Source organism: Pseudomonas sp. DF11 (assembly GCF_058148565.1).
In genome coordinates this window covers 74,471-92,906 of the sequence record NZ_JBYVYN010000005.1, presented here as the reverse complement: position 1 = coordinate 92,906, position 18,436 = coordinate 74,471, and the positions used below count along the sequence as shown (strand labels likewise).

Genomic DNA, 18,436 nt, shown 5'->3' with positions numbered 1-18,436 from the left:
CACGCGATGCCGGCTGACATATGACTCTTTCGGGGTCTACACAAATCCAATTGTGGGAGCGGGCTTGCTCGCGAAAGCAGTAGGTCGGCCAGCGTATAGGTTGAATGTACCGCCGCCTTCGCGAGCAAGCCCGCTCCCACAAGGATTTGCAATGGTCAAAAAACCCAGGCTAGCCGCAACAGCCCATTGGCCGTAGCATCGCCCTATTGTCTAGCCGAGGTACCCCATGCTCATCCCCCACGACCAACTCGAAGTCGACACGCTCACTCGCCTGATCGAAGATTTCGTGACCCGCGACGGCACCGACAATGGTGACGACACGCCCCTGGAAACGCGGGTTCTACGGGTCAGGCAAGCCTTGACCAAAGGCCAGGCGTTGATCGTCTTCGACCCCGAAAGTGAACAGTGCCAACTGATGCTCAAGCACGACGTGCCCAAGCACCTATTCGACTGAACAGGCCTTGCGAGTGGCTTGGGCCTTTCTCTTCTGGATCTTGTCGTAGATTTCGGAGCGATGGACATCGACGTGCCGTGGCGCTTCCACGCCAAAACGCACGGTGCCACCGCTGACCGACAGCACACGGACGGAAATATCGTCCCCGATGGAAATCAACTCACCTACAGCGCGGCTTAGTACAAGCATGGTTCTTGTCCTTAAGAATGTCTGGACCCTGACCATGCCCGGCCTGTTTCCTGTTCTCAAGACACCCGCGAGAATTCAGTAAGGCCCTACAAGCAAAGCTCCTGTGGCTGACGGAAACTTCCTGCAAAACCCTATCGGATCGCAGGTGGTTTCAGGGTGCCGAGAGCCGTGGGCCGAATAGAATCACACTCGCCCCCAACACGCAGAGCGCCACGCCAATCCAGTCGGAACCCAATGGCCGTACCCGCTCCACCATGGCCAGCCAGCCGATCGAGGCAATGATATAGATACCGCCATAGGCGGCGTAGGCACGCCCGGCGTACGTCGCTTCGATGCGGGTCAGTAACAGGGCGAACAACGTGAGGCTGAGCAACGCCGGGACGATCCACCAGGCGCTCTTGTCCTGGCGCAGCCACAACCAGAAGGCGTAGCAGCCCGCGATCTCAAACAGCGCGGCGAGAAAGAACCATAGGTAATTGAGCATGCAGATGTCCATCAGGAAGGCCGAATGGCGCCATCCTGAGGACATCGGGCAGCCAGGTCAATTCAGGTTTTGCCGGGCCTTGGCGCGCATCTTGTCGGCCATGGCGGTCATTTCGTCGTACAGCAATTGTGGGTTCTTCTGCTTGAGGGCCCACGCCATGCGCCCCTGTTCATGGGGCAGGATCATGAACTGGCCCTGGCCGACCTGCTGGTAGATGTAGTCGGCAATATCCGCGGCGCTGATCGGTGAGCTTTCCAGCAACTTGCCAACCTGGGCCTTCATGGCCGGGGTCGGGCCGCGGAAGGAGTCCAGCAGATTGGTCTGGAAGAACGACGGACACACCACGTGTACGCCAATTTCCTGCTGCGCCAACTCCACCAACAGGCTTTCCGACAATGCCACTACGCCGGCCTTGGCCACGTTGTAGTTGCTCATGGCAGGCCCCTGCATCAGGGCCGCCATGGAGGCGATGTTGATGATCTTGCCGCGGCTTTTCTCCAGCAGCGGCAAGAACGCCTTGCAGCCCTTGACCACGCCCATCAGGTTGATCGCGATCTGCCAGTCCCAATCCTCCAGGGAGAGTTCACTGAAGAACCCGCCCGAGGCAACGCCGGCATTGTTGACGATGATATCGATGCCGCCGAGTTTTTCTTCACAGGCCTGGGCGAATGCAGTCAATTGACTGTAGTCGCGCACATCGCAGCGCTGGATGAAGCCGTCGCCACCGGCGGCGCGCACCAGCTTGAGGGTTTCCACAAGGCCCGGCTCGCTGACATCCGACAAAGCCAGGCGCCAGCCTTCTCGGGCCCAGCGCAGCGCGATTTCGCGACCCAGGCCGGAGCCGGCACCAGTGATCATCATGCGATTTTGCATAGCAAACAGCCTTGTTCCGGGAGAGATAGGCCGAGTGTAGCGAAGGAGTTCTGCGGACCCACGCTCCATCAGATTGCTGAATGGCGAGGGCAAACCGTAATGGGTTTTGATCGAAGCGCGCCCTTTGTGGGTATTGGGCCGCACAATTGCACTTTCATACGAGCACAAAAAACTTTGAATTTTTTACAGGACGTTACGGTCGGAATTATTAAGCCGCCCGGATTTAACGCATGCGCGCTGGCAGTTGAAAGTTGTATCACCCCAGAACTGACCAATAAGGAAATCTACAATGGGCACAATTCTTATCATTATCCTGATCCTCCTGCTGATCGGTGGTCTTCCGGTCTTCCCGCACTCCAGAAGTTGGGGTTACGGTCCCTCCGGTATCATTGGTGTAGTGTTGGTGGTGCTGTTGGTCCTGTTATTACTGGGCAAGATATAAACCACCAAGTAAGCGCAAAAAAAAAAGAGGCCTTTGCAGGCCTCTTTTTTATGCTCGCCGTTTTATCAATCCGGCTTGCCGTCAACGACGCCAGCGGTGTTATCCAACAGGCTCTTGGTCGCCGTTTGCAGGAACGATTCGAGCTTGAGTTTCATCTGCGCGGTATCCGCTGCATCCGGGATGATTTCCGCATGCGGGTTGGCGCCCAGCTCATAGCGATACATCTTCGGCGCCATTTCCTTTTCCTTCGGCAGTACCAGGATCTGGTCGTCGCGGATGATCGCCGTGGTCTGTTCGCTGCCCGACGGCTTGATCACACCAAAGCCGGGGTCGCCTTGCGGCAGGTTCAGCAGGTCACGGCCCCAGCACTGGTTGCGTACTTGCCCGCCGATCCGGCCCATGATGGTCGGCACGATGTCGACCTGAGTACCCACGGTATGGTTACGCTGGCCGAACTTCTCCTGGACTCCCGGGCCGATCAGCAGCATCGGCACGTTGAAACGGCCCAGGTCCATTTCGGTGATCTGGCGTTCGTTGCCAAAACCATGGTCGCCGACCACCACGAACAGGGTTTCCTTGAAGTACGGCTCCTTGCGGGCCTTTTCGAAGAACTGGCCCAGTGCCCAGTCGGCGTAGCGCATGGCAGTCAGGTGTTCGTTCAGGCTGCCGCGGTCGGTGACCCGCTCCACGGGCAACGGTGTCGGCAGGGCATACGGGGTGTGGTTGGACAGGGTTTGCAGCAAGGCATAGAACGGCTTGCCGTTTTCCCGTGCCTTGAGCTCGATCAGGCCACGGTCGAACATGTCCTGGTCGGACACGCCCCAGGTCGGGTCGGAGAACACCGGGTTGACGAAGTCGTTACGCCCGATGAAGTTGGTCATGCCCTGGCTGCTGAAGAACCCCGACTGGTTGTCCCAGGCGAAATCGCCGTTGTAGACATACACGTCGTCGTAGTCACGGGCGCTGAGCAGTTGCGGCAGGCCCGACAGCTTGTGGCTGCCCTCCGGCGTCTGCATCAGGTATTCGAAACCCGGCAGGTTCGGGAAGCACGCCATGGTGGCGAACATGCCTTGGTGGGTGTGGGTGCCATTGGAGAAGAAACGGTCGAACAACAGGCCCTCCTTGGACAGCTTGTCCAGGTAAGGCGTGATGTTGCCCGGCGCGCCCAGGGCGCCCACCGAGTGACCGGCCATGCTTTCCATGAGGATCACGACCACATTCTTGATCGGCAGGGTCTTGTCCGCCGGCGGCGTGTAGTCCCGGCGCACGGCGGCGGTCTCGGTGTCCACGAGTTTATCGTCAGGCATCACCAGCATGTCGCGCACGGTCTGCTGTGCCAGTGGTTGCTCAAGGGTGGCTTTCCAGATGTTGTCGCGGTCTTCGGACATCCGGCTCTTGGCCGCGGCCACCAGCGACAGCGTGCCGTTGAGGCCCAATTGGTTGGCGAAGTTCGAATCGGTGGTGTAGACGTCACCCCAGCGCAGGGGCGGCCCCTGGCGCAAGGTGCCGCGAGCGGCGGTCACGGCGACCAGCAGGCAAACCACGAACACCGCGACACGCCCATACCACGGGGCGACCTGCCGGGTACCGATGGTGCCGCCACTGAACGGCCCACGGGGCCGAGTGGCGCGGTCGGCGCCCTTGAACGCCAGGCTCAGGATAAGGGTGCCGCCGACCCAGGCCAGCAGGTAGCGCACCACCGGGAAACCGTACCAGAGCATGCTCATCACGGTTTTCGGGTCTTCCTTTACATATTGGAAGACCAGGCCGTTGAGGCGCTGGTGGAATTCACGGTAGAAATCCATCTCCATCAAGCCCAGGAACAGCGCGATGCTGGAGGTGACGGTCAGCCAGAAACGAAAGAACCCGCGGGCCGCCATGGCCCTGGCGCTGAACAACGCCAGCAGCAACGGGATGCAGAGGTAGACCACCAGGCGCAGGTCGAAACGCAGGCCATTGGCGAACGCTTCAACGAAGGTCGAGGCCGGGGTGTCGAGGATCATCTCGCGGTTATAGACCAGCAGCGCCACGCGCAGCAGGCTGAACATGACCATCATCACCAGGGCGCAAAGCAACGTGTAGGCCAGGTGCGATTTGACGGTCGGTTGCAGCAGGCGATGCGTATTGCGCTGCTGACTCAGGGCGTCCGGGATTGCCATGTCGTTTAAGGACCCTATTGGAGTTGGAGTGACAAAAAGAAACAACGGCGCGCCCTCTGTTGACCAAAGCCTGGTCTCGGGGCTTGCGCGAGAGCGCAAATGTTGCACGAACGGCTATGGCATTGCCATTAAATAACCGGCGGCGATATAAGCGCGGGGGATTGTCCGCAAGATTTTGTGAAAATTTCGTTCAAAGAATATCCGGAAACACAAAAAGCCCGGCCTGCCGGCAAGGTGAAGCCGGGCCTCATTGTGGCGAGGGGATAAATCCCCTCGCCACAGGGTTGTACGGTGCTTAGTGGAATTGCCGCCCCAAGCCCGCCGGCACACCTTCGATGGTGGTGTCTTCCCATGGGCCATTGGGGCTGACTGAACGGCTCCAACCGTTGTTCCAGCGGTAATAGGTACGCTGGCGATAGAACGTGTTCGTCTGGTTGTCCAGCACATAGACGCCAAGCTTGGCGTCCCAGTGGCTGTTGCCACCCGGCGGCGGGGCGAAACTGGCAGAGGTACGTGGCACCGGCTTGGCCGGTTTGTTCGGGATGACAGGCTTGCCCGGTGGTGTGGACGGGACCGGCTTGGTGGTCGGGGTCGACGGAGGGATCGGTGGCAGCGGTGCCGAGGGCTCCGACGGACGCTGGACCGCACAAGCGCTCAGGCCCATGACGAGCGTGAGCAGGGTGATACGAGCGATGGCGGTCATGGTGCGAATTCCTGTTATTTGTCCGGGCTGTCGATGGTCAGTTGTTGCTGCGCCGTGGTGCTGCTCGCCAGGGGCTGGCTGCGGCCGATCCACTCACCGGCGGTCGGCTGGCCGGCCCGGGAGATGCGCGCCACCAGTTGGACTTCGGGGAAGTTCGACAGTTTCAACTGCGGCATCATTGCGTCCCCGTCACCCAGCTCCACCGTGATCGGCAGATCGGCGACGGTCATGCGCTTGGCCGCCAGCGGCGCCGGCGGGCCGCTGACGGCGCGGGCGAAGATGAACACGCTGTCGCCCGGCTGCACCTTGGCCTTGAGTCCCGGTGCCAGGTCGACGCGCACCTTGAGCAGTGCCGCAGCCTTGGTCACAGGAGCCTGGACGACCTTGCCACCGCTGGCTTGCAGCTTCTCGGTGGCGCGATTGATACCGCCCTGCAACGCCTCACGGGATTTGTCACCCTCCGGCAGTTGCACCAGCAGACGCCCCCAGTAATCGATCGCCTCCTGATAGCGCTCGCCTTCGAACGCGGCGATACCCAGCAGGCCAAGACTGGTGACCTCCTTGGGATCGAGTTTCAGCGCTTCATCGGTCAGGGCCTGGACCTTGTCCGACCATTTCTTGCCGTCGGCAAAATACTGCGCCTGGGCCCATTGCCCGAGCAGCTCGGGTTGTCGTCCGGCCAGCGCCACGGTGCGCTCGAAAATCTTCGCCGCATCCGCCGGCCGATCCTGGGCCATGTAGGTACGGCCGAGGAAATACAAACCCTCGGCGGAGTCCGGCTGCGCCGCCACCGCCCGTTCCAGGCGCTGGGTCATTTCCTCCATCGACTGCGGTGCCTGGGCGAATTCACGGGTCAGCTCGACTTTGTCGCTGGCACCGAAGTGCAGGTACAGCGCCAGGCCCAACAGCGGCACCAGCACGGCGGCGAGCAACGGCAATGGCTTGCCCAATCGGGACTCCCGTGGCACATCGGCGCCCTCGGTGTCGGCGAGCAGCTCGCGGGCGGCTTCGGCGCGACCAGTGTCCAGTTGCGCGGCGTTGAGCACGCCCTCCTCTTGCTCGGCCTGCAACTCGGCGATGCGTTCCTGGTACAGCGCCACGTTGAGCGCGGTACGGTCCTCCTCTCGTTGAGCGCGACGACCACGCAGCACAGGGATCAACAGAAAACTCAGGGCAACCAGAAGAAGCAGACCTGCGGCGAGCCAAAAATCAATCATGCTTGGTTTTATCCAACAGTTGGTCGAGGCGCTGGCGCTCTTCGACAGAAAGCGTGTCCGGGGCGGCCGTGCGCTGGACCCGGCGCCGGCGCACGATCATCGCGATGACCACGAAACCACCGAGCAACAGCCCGGCGGGGCCGAACCAGAGCAGCGCGGTCTTGGAGGACAGGGCGGGGTTGTAGCGCACGAACTCACCGTAGCGATCGACCATGAAATCGATGATCTGCTGGTTGTCCTTGCCTTCACCGAGCATGCGGAAGATTTCCTTGCGCAGGTCGGCGGCAATCGGTGCATTGGAGTCGGCGATGTCCTGGTTCTGGCACTTGGGGCAGCGCAGTTCCTTGGTCAGTTCGCGAAACCGTTCGCGCTCGCCGTCGTTGGCGAATTCGTAGGTGTCGATGGCGGCATGGGCCACACCGACCAGGCTCAAGCCGAGGATGGCGGCCGCCAACCAGCGCTTCATGGCTTGGCCTCGTCCACCAGGGCCTGATACTTGGCGGCCAGTTTCTCGCGCCAGACCTGCTCATCGATCACGCCGACGAACTTGTCGCGAATAACGCCCTTGGCATCGATGAAGAAGGTTTCCGGCGCGCCGTACACACCCAGGTTCAGGCCCAGGGAACCGTCTTCGTCACGAATGTCCAGTTGATACGGATTGTGGAACTCGGCCAGCCACTTCAAGGCGTCGGCGTTGACGTCCTTGTAATTGACGCCGTAGATCACCACGCCGTTCTGGGCCAGCTTGTTCAGCACCGGGTGCTCGACCCGGCAGGAAATGCACCAGGTGCCCCATACGTTGACCAGCGCCGGCTTGCCCAGCAGGTCGGCGCGGGTCAGGGTCTTGTCACCTTGCACCGATGGCAGGGAAAACTCCGGGAACGGCTTGCCAATCATCGCCGAAGGCAATTCAGTCGGGTTCAGGTAAAGCCCTCGGAACAAAAACACTGCCATCAACAGAAACAGCGCCAGCGGCACCAACATCAACCAACGTTTCATGCAGTGGCTCCTGTCACGCCCAGGGCTTCACGCACCCGGGTTTTCACCTTGACTCGATATCGACGATCCAGCGCCGCCAGCACCCCACCCAGGCCGGTGAGCAAGCCACCGAACCAGATCCAGCGCACGAACGGCTTGACGTGGACCCGCACCGCCCACGCGCCGTCGCCCAGGGACTCGCCCAACGCGACGTAGAGATCGCGGGTGAAACCGGCATCGATCCCGGCTTCGGTCATGACCGAGTTCTGCACGGTGTAGAGGCGCTTTTCCGGATGCAGCACGGTAATTTCCTCACCGTTGCGAAGAACCCGTACGGTGCCTTTGTCGGACGTGAAGTTCGGCCCCTCGAAGTGTTTGGCCCCCTCGAAGACGAACTGATAGCCGGCCAGGTCCATGGACTCGCCCGGTGCCAGGCGCAGGTCGCGCTCGGCGCTGTTCTGGCTGGACAGCACCACGCCCAGGGCGCAGACGGCGATGCCCAGGTGGGCGACCTGCATGCCCCAGTAACTGCGGGTGAGGGTCGGCAGGCCTTTGATCAGGCCTTTGTGACGAGTCTTGTCGAAGATGTCCCGAACGCCCGCCAGCAACACCCAGGCCGCCAGCACGAACGTCGCCAGCACCGCCCAGTTGAAGTCGCCATAGGCCACGCCGGCCACCACGGCCAGGGCCGCCGTGCCCAGCAATACCGGGGTCAACATGCCCAGCAGCCACTTGACCGGGGTGTCTTTCCAGCGCACCAGCACACCGATGGCCATCACCACCATCAGGATTGCCATCAGCGGGATGAACAGCGCATTGAAGTACGGTGGCCCGACCGACAGCTTGGCGCCGGACAGCGCGTCGAGTACCAGCGGGTACAAGGTTCCCAGCAGGATCATCGACGCGGCCACCACCAGCACCAGGTTGTTGCCCAGCAACAGGGTTTCCCGGGACCAGAGGTTGAAGCCGACCTGGCTCTTGACCACCGGCGCGCGCAGGGCGAACAACGTCAGCGAACCGCCGACCACGAACAACAGGAACATCAGGATGAACACGCCACGTTCAGGGTCCGAGGCAAAGGCATGCACCGACGTGAGCACGCCGGAGCGCACCAGGAACGTCCCCAGCAGGCTCAACGAGAACGCCGCGATGGCCAGCAGCACGGTCCAGCTCTTGAACACGCCACGTTTTTCCGTGACCGCCAGGGAGTGAATCAGCGCCGTGCCCACCAGCCAGGGCATGAACGAGGCGTTTTCCACCGGGTCCCAGAACCACCAGCCGCCCCAGCCGAGTTCGTAGTAGGCCCACCACGAGCCCAGGGTGATGCCGATGCCGAGGAAGGCCCAGGCGACGATGGTCCACGGACGCGACCAGCGTGCCCAGGCGGCATCGAGCCGGCCACCGAGCAACGCGGCGATGGCGAAGGAGAAGGCCACGGAGAAGCCGACGTAGCCCATGTAGAGCATCGGCGGATGAACGATCAGACCGATGTCCTGCAGCAACGGGTTGAGGTCGCGGCCATCCGCCGGCATCTGCGGCAGGATGCGCTCGAACGGGTTGGAGGTGACGATCAGGAACAGCAGGAAACCGGTGCTGATCATGCCCATCACCGCCAGCACCCGGGCCAGCATCACCTGGGGCAATTGTCGGGAGAACACCGAGACAGCAAAGGTCCAGCCAGCGAGGATCAGGGCCCAGAGCAACAGCGAGCCTTCATGGGCGCCCCACACGGCACTGAACTTGTAGTACCAGGGCAAGGCGCTGTTGGAGTTGCTGGCGACATAGGCCACGGAAAAGTCGTCGGTCATGAACGCATAGGTCAGGCAACCGAAGGCGAACAGCATAAAGGCGAACTGGCCCCACGCCGCCGGCTGGGCCAGGCTCATCCACAAACGGTCACCACGCCAGGCCCCCAGCAAGGGCACCACGGCCTGCACCAGGGCAAAGCACAGGGCCAGGATCATCGCCAGGTGGCCCAACTCGGGAATAAAGATGCCGGTAGTCATCGATCAGCCCTCCTTCACAGGAGCGGGCGCCGACTGGCCGCTGTCTTTCAGGGCCTTGGTCACTTCCGGCGGCATGTATTTTTCGTCGTGCTTGGCCAGCACTTCGTCGGCCACCACCACGCCGTCGGCGTTGAGCTTGCCCAGGGCAACGATGCCCTGCCCTTCGCGGAACAGGTCCGGCAGGATGCCGCGATAGGTGATGGTCACGGTCTTGTTGAAGTCGGTGACATTGAATTTCACGTCCAGCGAATCCCCGGAGCGCACCAGCGAGCCTTTTTCCACCATGCCGCCGGCGCGGATACGGGTGTCCTTGGGCGCTTCGCCGTTGGCGATCTGGGTCGGGGTGTAGAACAGGTTGATGTTCTGCTGCAAGGCACTGAGGGCCAGGGCGACCGCGGCACCGACACCCACCAGGATCGCAAGAATGATGACAAGACGTTTTTTGCGCAGCGGATTCACTGACCGTTCTCCCGGCGCAGACGACGCGCCTCTTGTTGCAGATACCGCTTGCGGGCCACGATCGGCACCGCCACGTTGAGGGCCAGCACCACCAGGCAGATGCCATAGGCTGACCAGACATACAGGCCATGATGACCCATGGCGAGGAAATCGCCGAATGAAGCGAAACTCATCGAGCGACCTCCAGGCTGTTCTGTACTTCGGCCTTCACCCAACTGGCCCGGGATTCGCGCTTTAGCACTTCCAGGCGCATGCGCAGCAACAGCACCGCGCCGAAGAAACAGTAGAAACCCAGCGCGGTCAGCAACAGCGGCAGCCACATTTCAACGGGCATCGCCGGTTTTTCGGTGAGGGTGAACGTCGCGCCCTGGTGCAGGGTGTTCCACCACTCCACCGAGTACTTGATGATCGGGATGTTGATCACGCCGACAATCGCCAGCACCGCGCAGGCCTTGGCGGCACTGTCACGATTGCTGATGGCGTTGCCCAGCGCAATAAGACCGAAGTACAGGAACAGCAGGATCAGCATCGACGTCAGTCGCGCATCCCAGACCCACCACGAACCCCAGGTCGGCTTGCCCCAGATCGCACCGGTCACCAGTGCCACGGCGGTCATCCAGGCACCAATGGGCGCGGCGCATTGCAGGGCCACGTCGGCCAGCTTCATCTTCCACACCAGCCCGACCACACCGCACACCGCCAGCATCACGTAGATGGACTGGGCCAGCATCGCCGTGGGCACGTGGATATAAATGATGCGGAAGCTGTTGCCTTGCTGGTAGTCCGGCGGTGCGAAGGCCAGGCCCCAGACCACGCCAGAACCAATCAGCAGTAGCGCCGCGATGCTCAACCATGGGAGCAGTTTGCCGCTGATGCCGTAGAACCACTTGGGTGAGCCGAGCTTATGAAACCAGGTCCAGTTCATTACTGTTTCCATCACGGTTGCGGCTCGCCATCACGAACCGCCGGGGCGGCCTTTACTTCCAAAGAAGTGGTCAGTTTCTGACCAGGCCTCGTTATTATTCGCCGACGCTGATCTTCAGGCCAGCGGCTATTGCAAAGGGTGTCAAGGTTATCGCCAGGGCGGTCAGGCTCCCAAGCCACAGCAGATAACCCGTCGCGGGCATGCCTTGCAACGCCGCCTGCAAGGCACCACTGCCCAGGATCAAGACCGGGATATACAACGGCAGGATCAGCAGCGCCAGCAACAGGCCGCCGCGCTTCAACCCCACCGTCAACGCCGCGCCCACCGCACCGAGCAGGCTCAGCACCGGCGTGCCCAACAACAGCGATACCAGCAGCACCGGCATGCACGCGCCGGGCAGCCCCAGCATCATCGCCAGCAACGGCGAGAGCAGTACCAGTGCCAGCCCGGAAAAAACCCAGTGTGCCAGTACCTTGGCCAAAACCAGAAGGGCCAGGGGGTGCGACGAAAGGACCCACTGTTCCAGTGAACCGTCTTCGAAATCACTGCGGAAAAGCCCGTCCAGCGAGAGCAGGACCGATAAAAGCGCGGCGACCCAGACCAGTCCCGGAGACAAGGTTTGCAACAATTGAGTCTCCGGACCGACCGCCAACGGGAACAGCGCGATGACGATCGCGAAGAACACCAGCGGGTTGGCCAGTTCGGCCGGACGACGGAACAGCAGGCGTGCCTCGCGGGCAAGCAACAGGCCAAACACACTCATACGGCCCAGTTCCCCAGATCAATGTTGCGATAACCGGCTGGCATCCGCGCCAGCGTGTGGTGGGTGGTCAAGAGCACCATCCCGCCGTTTTCACAGTGCCGGGCCAAGTGTTCCTCGAGCTGGGCGACGCCCTGCTTGTCCAGGGCGGTGAACGGTTCGTCGAGAATCCACAACGGTGGGCTGTCCAGGTACAACCGGGCCAGGGCCACTCGGCGTTGCTGACCAGCGGACAAGGTGTGGCTCGGCACGTCTTCGAAACCGCGCAGCCCTACCGCCGCCAACGCCTGCCAGATCGCCTCGCGCCCGACCGGCGTATGCAATGCGCACAGCCAACTGAGGTTTTCTTCGGGGGTCAGCAAGTCCTTGATACCGGCGGCATGGCCGATCCAGAGCAGGTTACGGGCCAGTTCGCTGCGCTGGCTGTGCAAGGGCTGGCCGTTGAGCAACACCTGGCCTGCGGTGGGCTGCATCAACCCGGCCAGCAGGCGCAGCAGGCTGGTCTTGCCGCTGCCGTTGGGGCCACTGATCTGCACCATATCGCCACGCGAGAGTCTCAATTCGAGCTTTTCGAAAAGCAGCCGCAAGTCTCGCTCACAGGCGAGGCCGACGGTTTGCAGGAGAGGACTGGTCAAGGGATCGCGGGCCTTATACGGTTCAAGTCGGCGGTGCAGCGGCCGTTAAAGAGGTGCAGCATAGATGCTTTGACGACCTGTTCCACAGAGCTGCGTCAAACAATTGCAAGGTTTTCGCCACTCCCTGAAAGACGGGCGGCATTATACATGTCATGCCCTACTCTAAAGAGGGCTTATTTTCCCAGGTAAGACCGCAAATGACAGGCGACATGAACATCCTGCCGCTGCCCCAGCCCACCGCGACGACGCGTACGCCGGTGGTCAGTGGCGAGCTGCTCAAACTGCTGGTGCCGACCGAAGGCCTGATCAGCTCGGGCCAGACCGCCCAGGCCGAAGTGCTCTCGCTCAAGCAGGCCGACCAGACTTTCCAGTTGCTGCTCAAGGTCACCCTGGAGAGCGGCCGCCAGACCACCGTGCAGGCCACCAGCAGCCAGCCGCTGCCCCAGGGCACCAGCCTGGCCGTGACCCAGCCGTCCGCCAGCAACCTGGCGATTGCCGTGCAACAGGCCGTGGCCTCCAGCGTCGCCACCTTGACCCGCATCGACACGGCACAAATGCCGGTCGGCACGTTGCTGCAAGGCAAGGTATTGACCAGCCAGGCGCTGCCCTCGATGCCCGGGCAGCCGGTGGTCTATCGGTCATTGGTGAGCCTGCTCAACACCGTCCAGGCTGGCAGCACCCTGGACATCGACAGCCCGCAACCGCTGCGCATCGGCACGCTCTTGAGCGCCCAGGTGCAGGATGCCCAGACGCTGAAATTCGTTCCACTGAGCAACCGCCACGAGCAATTGGCGGTGAGCCAGCAACTGGTCACCCAAGTGAGCCGCCAGGGTTCGCTGGACAGTCTGATCACCGCCCTGCAAAACCTGCCGGTCACTGACGACACCGGCACCGAGCTGCGCGCCGCGGTGACTCGCTTGCTGGCTGGCCTGCCGGATGTCCAGCAACTGAGCACGCCCAAAGGCTTGGCCCAGGCCATGGTCGCCAGCGGCGTGTTCCTGGAAAGCAAATTGCTCGCCGGGCAACCACCGAGCCTGGTGCCGGACATGAAAGGCGACCTGTTGAAACTGATCGCCCAACTGACACCGGCCCTGCCCGCCTCCACTAACCTCGGCGCCGTCATTGCCGCCAACACACTGGCCCAGGTCCTGCCGAGTTTCGTGCGCAGCGCCCTGGGGATGCTCGGCCAGGTCAGCGCCAAGCCGCAACCCACCAGCTTTCCGCTGCCCTCGCGCCAGTTGAAAGAGCAGGACGAAGGCGGCGACCTGGAACACCTGCTGCGCCTGGCCGCTGCCGCCGTGTCACGCCTGCAAAGCCATCAGTTGTCGAGCCTGGAACAGACCGGGCTGACCGACGATGGTCGGCTGATGAGCACCTGGCAACTGGAAATCCCGATGCGCAACATGCAGGACATCGTGCCGTTGCAGGTCAAGTTCCAGCGCGAGGAAACCCCGCCCCGGGAGCAACCACAAGAGCGCCGGGAAGAACGCGAGCCGAAACAGCAGCTCTGGCGGGTGGAATTGGCGTTCGACATGGAACCGCTCGGCCCGTTGCAGGTTCAGGCCCAGTTGCTCAGCGGCAGCCTGTCCAGCCAGTTGTGGGCAGAACGGCCGTACACCGCAAGCCTGATCGAAAGCAACCTGACCGCACTACGCGAGCGCCTGGTAACCTGCGGCCTGAACGTCGGCGAACTGGACTGCCACCTCGGCACCCCGCCCCAAGGCCCCAAGACTCGCCTGGAACAACGCTGGGTGGACGAAACCGCATGACGACCCACACCGAACCCCGCCAGGCCATTGCCCTCAAGTACGATGGCCACCACGCCCCGACCCTCACCGCCAAGGGCGACGAAGCCCTGGCCGAGGAAATCCTGCGCATCGCCCGCGAAAGCGAAGTGCCGATCTATGAAAACGCCGAGTTGGTGAAGCTGTTGGCACGTCTGGAATTGGGCGACAGCATCCCGGAAGAGTTGTACCGCACGATTGCCGAGATCATCGCGTTCGCCTGGAACCTCAAGGGCAAGTTCCCCCAGGGCCATGACCCGAATGCGCCGAGTGTCGAAAAGGATGTGACCGAGCGTGGTGACGATTACTGATCTGTGGCGAGGGGATTTATCCCCGCTGGGTTGCGCAGCGCCCCCCTTTTTTGCGGTTGCTGCGCACCCGAGCGGGGATAAATCTCCTCGCCACGGGGGCTGGGCTGGAAAGATTGGGGCGCCAGAAAAACCTGTGGGAGCGAGCCTGCTCGCGATGACGGACTCACATTCAACATCGCTATTGACTGTCACACCGCTATCGCGAGCAGGCTCGCTCCCACATTAGTTGGATCGGGGGCTAGAGCGATCAGCCGCCTCGGTGCAGCTTGCTCATCAACTCCGCCTCGGCCTGGGTCAGGCCGCAGGCTTGGGTCAGTTCATCGACGCTGGCGCCCATGCCCACCAGGCGGGCGGCCTGGGCGAAGGACAGGCTGGAGGGGTCGCGCTGTTCCAGTTGGGCGAGTTTATCCGGCAACGGCGCGACCACGGCACGCAGCTCATGGAGCGCTTCGCCCATGCGCACGGTGCCGTTCTGGTAATCGTCGACGCGCTTGGCCAGGTCCTTGATGCGCTGGTCGCGCAGCGCATCGCCCTGGGCCTGCTGAGCGGCAATCTGCCGCTGGCCGCGTATGTACGCCAGGAACATCGCCAGCGTGCCTGCCCAGAAAAGGAACAGGACAATGACTGCTACCTCAAGAATCAATCAGATACTCTCCAGTTCCGACCACTCTTCTTCGCTCATCATCTTGTCCAGTTCAACCAGAATCAGCAACTCGTTGTTCTTGTTGCACACGCCCTGGATGAACTTGGCCGACTCTTCGTTACCCACGTTCGGCGCAGTCTCGATTTCCGACTGGCGCAGGTAAACCACTTCGGCGACGCTGTCGACCATGATGCCAACCACTTGCTTGTCGGCTTCGATGATGACGATCCGGGTGTTGTCGCTGATCTCGGCATTCATCAGGCCGAAGCGCTGGCGGGTATCGATCACCGTGACCACATTGCCACGCAGGTTGATGATGCCCAGCACGTAGCTCGGTGCACCCGGTACCGGGGCGATCTCGGTATAGCGCAGCACTTCCTGAACGCGCATCACGTTGATGCCGTAGGTTTCGTTATCGAGCTTGAAGGTCACCCATTGCAGAATCGGATCTTCAGAACCCTTTTGAGACGACGCCTTATCATTCATACCCTGACCCCTCGAAAAACCGCCTGTGGCGGCGTGTATTCTGTCCGGCGACGCTGCGCGCCCCCGGTTGTCTTATTTCGGTTTCTGGACCGGCTTGCTGCCGCCCAGGTGTTTTGCCCCGCCGCTGGCGATCAGCTCCGCCAGTTCGGAAACGTCCAGCAAGGCGCACATGTGTTCGATCACCGTACCGGCCAGCCATGGCCGTTGCCCTCGATGGCTGCGCCACTTGATCTCGTTCGGGTCCAGGCGCAGCGAACGGCTGACCTGATGCACCGCCAATCCCCACTCGTAACCCTGCACAGAAATCACGTATTGCAGGCCCTGGCGAAAGTCATCGCGATAACGGTCCGGCATGACCCAGCGCGCGGTGTCCAGCACCTTCAGGTTGCCGGCCTGGCTCGGCAGGATCCCGAGGAACCAGTCGGGCTGGCCAAACAACGGCGTCAACTCCTGCCCGGCCAGGGAATAAATCGATCCCAGGCATACCAGCGGCACCGCCAGGGTCAACCCGGCCACATCGAACAACAAACACTCGAACGGTTCGGCAGCCCAGGCCGGACGGTCGTCGCCCGGCACCGGAGGCGGTGGGTTGCTCGGCGGCAAGTGGACTTCCACCACCGGCGTCACCAGGCCCTGCAGCAGCGGGGCAACGGTGGAGACCGGCGCCAGGATCGGCGCAGGCGCGTCCATTACCGCCACCTGAGGCTTGATAAACGGTGCCTCGACCGCTGCCGCCATAACTGATTTCTGTGCATCACGGGCCTGCTCTTCGAGCACGGCCGCTTGAAATTCGTCCAGCACACCCTTGGCTTCGACGTGCTCGGGCGACGCCTCGATCACACTTGGCTGCGGTGGCAATTCTTCGGTCGCTTCCTGCAACAGCCCATCCAGATAGGATTGCAGGGCCATTTGCGGACGCGAGGTTGTCTTTATCGGGCGGCTCATGGGAACAGTGCGCCACTTGAAGAGGTTATCGGCATGAATGCGGTAGGACTTGAGCGTTCGCAAGCGAACACAGTGCCAGTGGAAAGCCTCGTCACCTTAAGCCACCTGCTGCGGAACAAGCTGCTGGGCCAGCAGGTGCTTGAGCAGCGCCCGGTAGGCCAGCACGCCACGGCTCTTGCCATCGAATTGCGAAGGGGTGACTCCGGCCCGGCTGGCGTCGCGCAGGCGGGTATCGACGGGGATATAGCCTTGCCAGATGTCATCCGGATACATGTCCCGCAATACGCGCAGGGTGCCCAGGGACGCCTGGGTGCGACGATCGAACAAGGTCGGCACGATGTTGAAGGCCAGCGTCTGCTTGCGCGAGCGGTTGACCATCGCCAGGGTATTGACCATGCGCTCCAGGCCTTTGACCGCCAAGTGCTCGGTCTGTACCGGGATTACCAGTTGCTGGCTGGCAGCCAAGGCATTGACCATCAGCAAACCCAGCAACGGCGGGCTGTCGATGATCGCGTAATCGAAATCCTGCCACAGCTGCGCCAGACTCTTGGCGATCACCAGGCCAAGGCCGCTCTGCCCGGGCGACTGTCGCTCCAGGGTGGCGAGGGCGGTGCTCGAGGGCAACAGGGAGATTCGCTCGTCGCTGGTGGACAACAGCAACTGCCCCGGCAAGCCCTCGGGCACAACGCCCTTGTGCAGGAACAGGTCGTAGTTGCTGTGCTCCAGGCTATCGGGATCGTAGCCGAAATAGCTGGTCATCGAGCCATGGGGGTCCAGGTCGACGATGACCACGCGCTTGCCCGCCTCGGCCAGCAACCCGGCTAAAGCGATGGAAGATGTGGTCTTGCCCACACCACCTTTTTGATTGGCGACTGCCCAGACTCTCATTCGGATCGTTCCTCCCGGCCGAAACAGGCTCGACCGAGAAATAGCTCGGTTATAAAGCGGGTGACGGAGAATTGACGGCACTCTGTCTTCCCGGCGGCTTGACCGGAGCCGGTGCAGTTTGTGTGCCAGCCCGCTTCAATGCCGCATCCGGGGTTGCATTGGCCGTACCGGTACCGGTCAGGCTACGACGCACATCGAGGTTGCGCGACACTACCAGCACCACCCGTCGGTTGCGCGCACGCCCCTCGGCAGTGGCATTATTGGCGACCGGCTGGAACTCGCCGTAGCCCACCGATGCCAGGCGCCCAGGGTTCACACCCTGCATCGCCAGCATGCGCACGATGCTCGCCGAACGGGCCGAGGACAACTCCCAGTTGGTCGGGTACTGCGCGGTACGGATCGGCTGGTCGTCGGTGAAGCCTTCGACATGGATCGGATTGTCAAAGGGCCTCAGGATCGCCGCCACCTTGTCGATGATGTTGAAGGCCATGTCGCTGGGCATCGCGTCGCCGCTGCCGAACAACAGGCTGGAATTGAGCTCGATCTCGACCCACAGCTCATTGCCGCGCACGGTCATCTGGTTGGAGCTGATCAAGTCGCCGAACGCGGCGCTGATGTCGTCGGCGATGCTTTTCAATGGATCACTGCCACCGGCGATACCGGCATCGACCTGTTCGCTGTCCTTGATCAAGGGTTTGGCCGGGGTGCTGCTCTTGGGCCGCTCATCGCCGATAGGGATAGGCTTGAGGGCGCGGTCGGAGTCGGTAAAGACACCGATCAACGCCTCGGAAATGACTTTGTACTTGCCTTCGTTGACCGACGAAATCGAATACATGACCACGAAAAAGGCGAACAGCAACGTAATGAAGTCGGCATAGGAAACCAGCCAGCGTTCATGGTTGACGTGTTCTTCATGATGCCTGCGACGTGCCATGTTAGAACGTGCCCATAGTAAATGACGAAACAGAGCCTGCCGCCGCCCTTGTGGCGAGGGGGTTTATCCCCGCTGGGTTGCACAGCAGCCCCAAAGCAAACAACTCGATCAATCTGGCACACCGAGACGCCAGGTTTTGGGGCCGCTTCGCGGCCCAGCGG

Annotated in this window: 23 protein-coding genes; 4 read left to right on the top strand and 19 right to left on the bottom strand. The window is 61.9% G+C overall.

What is annotated here, in order from left to right; all coding sequences use genetic code 11:
• Positions 1-226 precede the first annotated feature (226 nt).
• Positions 227-454: a YheU family protein gene (locus AC30D9_RS16525; protein ID WP_003199186.1), complete on the top strand. Its 228-nt coding sequence runs from the start codon at positions 227-229 to the stop codon at positions 452-454.
• Here the strand turns inward: AC30D9_RS16525 and csrA are convergent.
• The 3 genes from csrA to AC30D9_RS16510 form a co-directional block, all read right to left on the bottom strand.
• A complete protein-coding gene (gene csrA / locus AC30D9_RS16520; RefSeq protein WP_057448496.1) occupies positions 443-643 on the bottom strand; it encodes a carbon storage regulator CsrA in 201 nt (66 codons plus the stop codon). The two genes, AC30D9_RS16525 and csrA, sit on opposite strands and share 12 nt — an antisense overlap.
• Before the next feature lie 151 nt (positions 644-794).
• The gene (locus tag AC30D9_RS16515; protein ID WP_134926592.1) at positions 795-1,127 is read right to left on the bottom strand and encodes a YnfA family protein; all 333 of its coding nucleotides are present in this window, start codon (positions 1,125-1,127) and stop codon (positions 795-797) included.
• A gap of 57 nt (positions 1,128-1,184) precedes the next feature.
• Entirely contained in the window at positions 1,185-2,000 is an 816-nt protein-coding gene (locus AC30D9_RS16510) for an SDR family oxidoreductase (RefSeq protein ID WP_134923323.1), read from the bottom strand.
• 289 nt (positions 2,001-2,289) lie between these two features.
• On the opposite strand from AC30D9_RS16510, the gene AC30D9_RS16505 reads away from it, so the two are divergent.
• Positions 2,290-2,442: a DUF3309 family protein gene (locus tag AC30D9_RS16505; protein ID WP_003183939.1), complete on the top strand. Its 153-nt coding sequence runs from the start codon at positions 2,290-2,292 to the stop codon at positions 2,440-2,442.
• Between the two features lie 65 nt (positions 2,443-2,507).
• On the opposite strand, the gene AC30D9_RS16500 is transcribed toward AC30D9_RS16505, so the two are convergent.
• The 11 genes from AC30D9_RS16500 to ccmA all read right to left on the bottom strand — a co-directional run bounded on the left by AC30D9_RS16500 (position 2,508) and on the right by ccmA (position 12,284).
• Positions 2,508-4,601 carry an LTA synthase family protein gene (locus tag AC30D9_RS16500; protein WP_490144412.1) on the bottom strand — a complete coding sequence of 698 codons (2,094 nt, stop codon included), beginning with the start codon at positions 4,599-4,601 and terminating at the stop codon, positions 2,508-2,510.
• A gap of 295 nt (positions 4,602-4,896) precedes the next feature.
• Positions 4,897-5,304 carry a hypothetical protein gene (locus AC30D9_RS16495; RefSeq protein WP_109751374.1) on the bottom strand — a complete coding sequence of 136 codons (408 nt, stop codon included), beginning with the start codon at positions 5,302-5,304 and terminating at the stop codon, positions 4,897-4,899.
• 14 nt (positions 5,305-5,318) lie between these two features.
• Positions 5,319-6,521 carry a c-type cytochrome biogenesis protein CcmI gene (ccmI, locus tag AC30D9_RS16490; RefSeq protein WP_307571509.1) on the bottom strand — a complete coding sequence of 401 codons (1,203 nt, stop codon included), beginning with the start codon at positions 6,519-6,521 and terminating at the stop codon, positions 5,319-5,321.
• Positions 6,514-6,987 carry a cytochrome c-type biogenesis protein gene (locus AC30D9_RS16485; RefSeq protein WP_134923320.1) on the bottom strand — a complete coding sequence of 158 codons (474 nt, stop codon included), beginning with the start codon at positions 6,985-6,987 and terminating at the stop codon, positions 6,514-6,516. Before AC30D9_RS16485 ends, ccmI begins: the two co-directional genes overlap by 8 nt.
• Complete coding sequence (locus tag AC30D9_RS16480; protein ID WP_307571510.1) at positions 6,984-7,520, bottom strand: DsbE family thiol:disulfide interchange protein; 537 nt, start codon at positions 7,518-7,520, stop codon at positions 6,984-6,986. Before AC30D9_RS16480 ends, AC30D9_RS16485 begins: the two co-directional genes overlap by 4 nt.
• A complete protein-coding gene (locus tag AC30D9_RS16475) occupies positions 7,517-9,505 on the bottom strand; it encodes a heme lyase CcmF/NrfE family subunit (protein ID WP_490144411.1) in 1,989 nt (662 codons plus the stop codon). Before AC30D9_RS16475 ends, AC30D9_RS16480 begins: the two co-directional genes overlap by 4 nt.
• 3 nt (positions 9,506-9,508) lie before the next feature.
• Positions 9,509-9,964, bottom strand: coding sequence for a cytochrome c maturation protein CcmE (gene ccmE, locus AC30D9_RS16470; RefSeq protein ID WP_109751369.1), 456 nt, complete (start codon positions 9,962-9,964; stop codon positions 9,509-9,511).
• Positions 9,961-10,137, bottom strand: coding sequence for a heme exporter protein CcmD (gene ccmD, locus AC30D9_RS16465; protein ID WP_134923317.1), 177 nt, complete (start codon positions 10,135-10,137; stop codon positions 9,961-9,963). The genes ccmE and ccmD overlap by 4 nt, the downstream gene beginning before the upstream one ends.
• Positions 10,134-10,889 (bottom strand): heme ABC transporter permease, encoded by a 756-nt coding sequence (locus tag AC30D9_RS16460; protein ID WP_134923316.1) that lies wholly within the window; start codon positions 10,887-10,889, stop codon positions 10,134-10,136. Before AC30D9_RS16460 ends, ccmD begins: the two co-directional genes overlap by 4 nt.
• A gap of 94 nt (positions 10,890-10,983) precedes the next feature.
• On the bottom strand, positions 10,984-11,652 hold the full coding sequence (gene ccmB / locus AC30D9_RS16455; RefSeq protein WP_003199151.1) for a heme exporter protein CcmB: 669 nt from the start codon (positions 11,650-11,652) through the stop codon (positions 10,984-10,986).
• A complete protein-coding gene (gene ccmA / locus AC30D9_RS16450) occupies positions 11,649-12,284 on the bottom strand; it encodes a cytochrome c biogenesis heme-transporting ATPase CcmA (protein ID WP_490144410.1) in 636 nt (211 codons plus the stop codon). The genes ccmB and ccmA overlap by 4 nt, the downstream gene beginning before the upstream one ends.
• A 197-nt stretch (positions 12,285-12,481) precedes the next feature.
• On the opposite strand from ccmA, the gene fliK reads away from it, so the two are divergent.
• On the top strand, positions 12,482-14,053 hold the full coding sequence (fliK, locus tag AC30D9_RS16445; protein WP_307571513.1) for a flagellar hook-length control protein FliK: 1,572 nt from the start codon (positions 12,482-12,484) through the stop codon (positions 14,051-14,053).
• Entirely contained in the window at positions 14,050-14,379 is a 330-nt protein-coding gene (locus tag AC30D9_RS16440; RefSeq protein WP_307571514.1) for an EscU/YscU/HrcU family type III secretion system export apparatus switch protein, read from the top strand. The genes fliK and AC30D9_RS16440 overlap by 4 nt, the downstream gene beginning before the upstream one ends.
• A 247-nt stretch (positions 14,380-14,626) precedes the next feature.
• Here the strand turns inward: AC30D9_RS16440 and AC30D9_RS16435 are convergent, their stop codons facing one another.
• The 5 genes from AC30D9_RS16435 to motD form a co-directional block, all read right to left on the bottom strand.
• On the bottom strand, positions 14,627-15,022 hold the full coding sequence (locus AC30D9_RS16435; protein ID WP_060738629.1) for a DUF2802 domain-containing protein: 396 nt from the start codon (positions 15,020-15,022) through the stop codon (positions 14,627-14,629).
• Entirely contained in the window at positions 15,023-15,508 is a 486-nt protein-coding gene (locus AC30D9_RS16430; RefSeq protein ID WP_003199144.1) for a chemotaxis protein CheW, read from the bottom strand.
• A gap of 72 nt (positions 15,509-15,580) precedes the next feature.
• The gene (locus AC30D9_RS16425; protein WP_134923312.1) at positions 15,581-16,453 is read right to left on the bottom strand and encodes a CheW domain-containing protein; all 873 of its coding nucleotides are present in this window, start codon (positions 16,451-16,453) and stop codon (positions 15,581-15,583) included.
• 96 nt (positions 16,454-16,549) lie between these two features.
• Positions 16,550-17,341: a ParA family protein gene (locus AC30D9_RS16420; RefSeq protein WP_018606550.1), complete on the bottom strand. Its 792-nt coding sequence runs from the start codon at positions 17,339-17,341 to the stop codon at positions 16,550-16,552.
• 49 nt (positions 17,342-17,390) lie between these two features.
• Positions 17,391-18,275 (bottom strand): flagellar motor protein MotD, encoded by an 885-nt coding sequence (motD, locus tag AC30D9_RS16415; RefSeq protein ID WP_134923311.1) that lies wholly within the window; start codon positions 18,273-18,275, stop codon positions 17,391-17,393.
• Positions 18,276-18,436 lie beyond the last annotated feature (161 nt).

Excerpts from the sequence above, each read along its gene's own strand:
- AC30D9_RS16525 (WP_003199186.1), top strand. The coding sequence starts at position 227 with ATGCTCATCCCCCACGACCAACTCGAAGTCGACACGCTCACTCGCCTG.
- csrA (WP_057448496.1), bottom strand. The coding sequence starts at position 643 with ATGCTTGTACTAAGCCGCGCTGTAGGTGAGTTGATTTCCATCGGGGAC.
- AC30D9_RS16515 (WP_134926592.1), bottom strand. The coding sequence starts at position 1,127 with ATGCTCAATTACCTATGGTTCTTTCTCGCCGCGCTGTTTGAGATCGCG.
- AC30D9_RS16510 (WP_134923323.1), bottom strand. The coding sequence starts at position 2,000 with ATGCAAAATCGCATGATGATCACTGGTGCCGGCTCCGGCCTGGGTCGC.
- AC30D9_RS16505 (WP_003183939.1), top strand. The coding sequence starts at position 2,290 with ATGGGCACAATTCTTATCATTATCCTGATCCTCCTGCTGATCGGTGGT.
- AC30D9_RS16500 (WP_490144412.1), bottom strand. The coding sequence starts at position 4,601 with ATGGCAATCCCGGACGCCCTGAGTCAGCAGCGCAATACGCATCGCCTG.
- AC30D9_RS16495 (WP_109751374.1), bottom strand. The coding sequence starts at position 5,304 with ATGACCGCCATCGCTCGTATCACCCTGCTCACGCTCGTCATGGGCCTG.
- ccmI (WP_307571509.1), bottom strand. The coding sequence starts at position 6,521 with ATGATTGATTTTTGGCTCGCCGCAGGTCTGCTTCTTCTGGTTGCCCTG.
- AC30D9_RS16485 (WP_134923320.1), bottom strand. The coding sequence starts at position 6,987 with ATGAAGCGCTGGTTGGCGGCCGCCATCCTCGGCTTGAGCCTGGTCGGT.
- AC30D9_RS16480 (WP_307571510.1), bottom strand. The coding sequence starts at position 7,520 with ATGAAACGTTGGTTGATGTTGGTGCCGCTGGCGCTGTTTCTGTTGATG.
- AC30D9_RS16475 (WP_490144411.1), bottom strand. The coding sequence starts at position 9,505 with ATGACTACCGGCATCTTTATTCCCGAGTTGGGCCACCTGGCGATGATC.
- ccmD (WP_134923317.1), bottom strand. The coding sequence starts at position 10,137 with ATGAGTTTCGCTTCATTCGGCGATTTCCTCGCCATGGGTCATCATGGC.
- AC30D9_RS16460 (WP_134923316.1), bottom strand. The coding sequence starts at position 10,889 with ATGAACTGGACCTGGTTTCATAAGCTCGGCTCACCCAAGTGGTTCTAC.
- ccmB (WP_003199151.1), bottom strand. The coding sequence starts at position 11,652 with ATGAGTGTGTTTGGCCTGTTGCTTGCCCGCGAGGCACGCCTGCTGTTC.
- fliK (WP_307571513.1), top strand. The coding sequence starts at position 12,482 with ATGACAGGCGACATGAACATCCTGCCGCTGCCCCAGCCCACCGCGACG.
- AC30D9_RS16440 (WP_307571514.1), top strand. The coding sequence starts at position 14,050 with ATGACGACCCACACCGAACCCCGCCAGGCCATTGCCCTCAAGTACGAT.
- AC30D9_RS16430 (WP_003199144.1), bottom strand. The coding sequence starts at position 15,508 with ATGAATGATAAGGCGTCGTCTCAAAAGGGTTCTGAAGATCCGATTCTG.
- AC30D9_RS16425 (WP_134923312.1), bottom strand. The coding sequence starts at position 16,453 with ATGAGCCGCCCGATAAAGACAACCTCGCGTCCGCAAATGGCCCTGCAA.
- AC30D9_RS16420 (WP_018606550.1), bottom strand. The coding sequence starts at position 17,341 with ATGAGAGTCTGGGCAGTCGCCAATCAAAAAGGTGGTGTGGGCAAGACC.
- motD (WP_134923311.1), bottom strand. The coding sequence starts at position 18,275 with ATGGCACGTCGCAGGCATCATGAAGAACACGTCAACCATGAACGCTGG.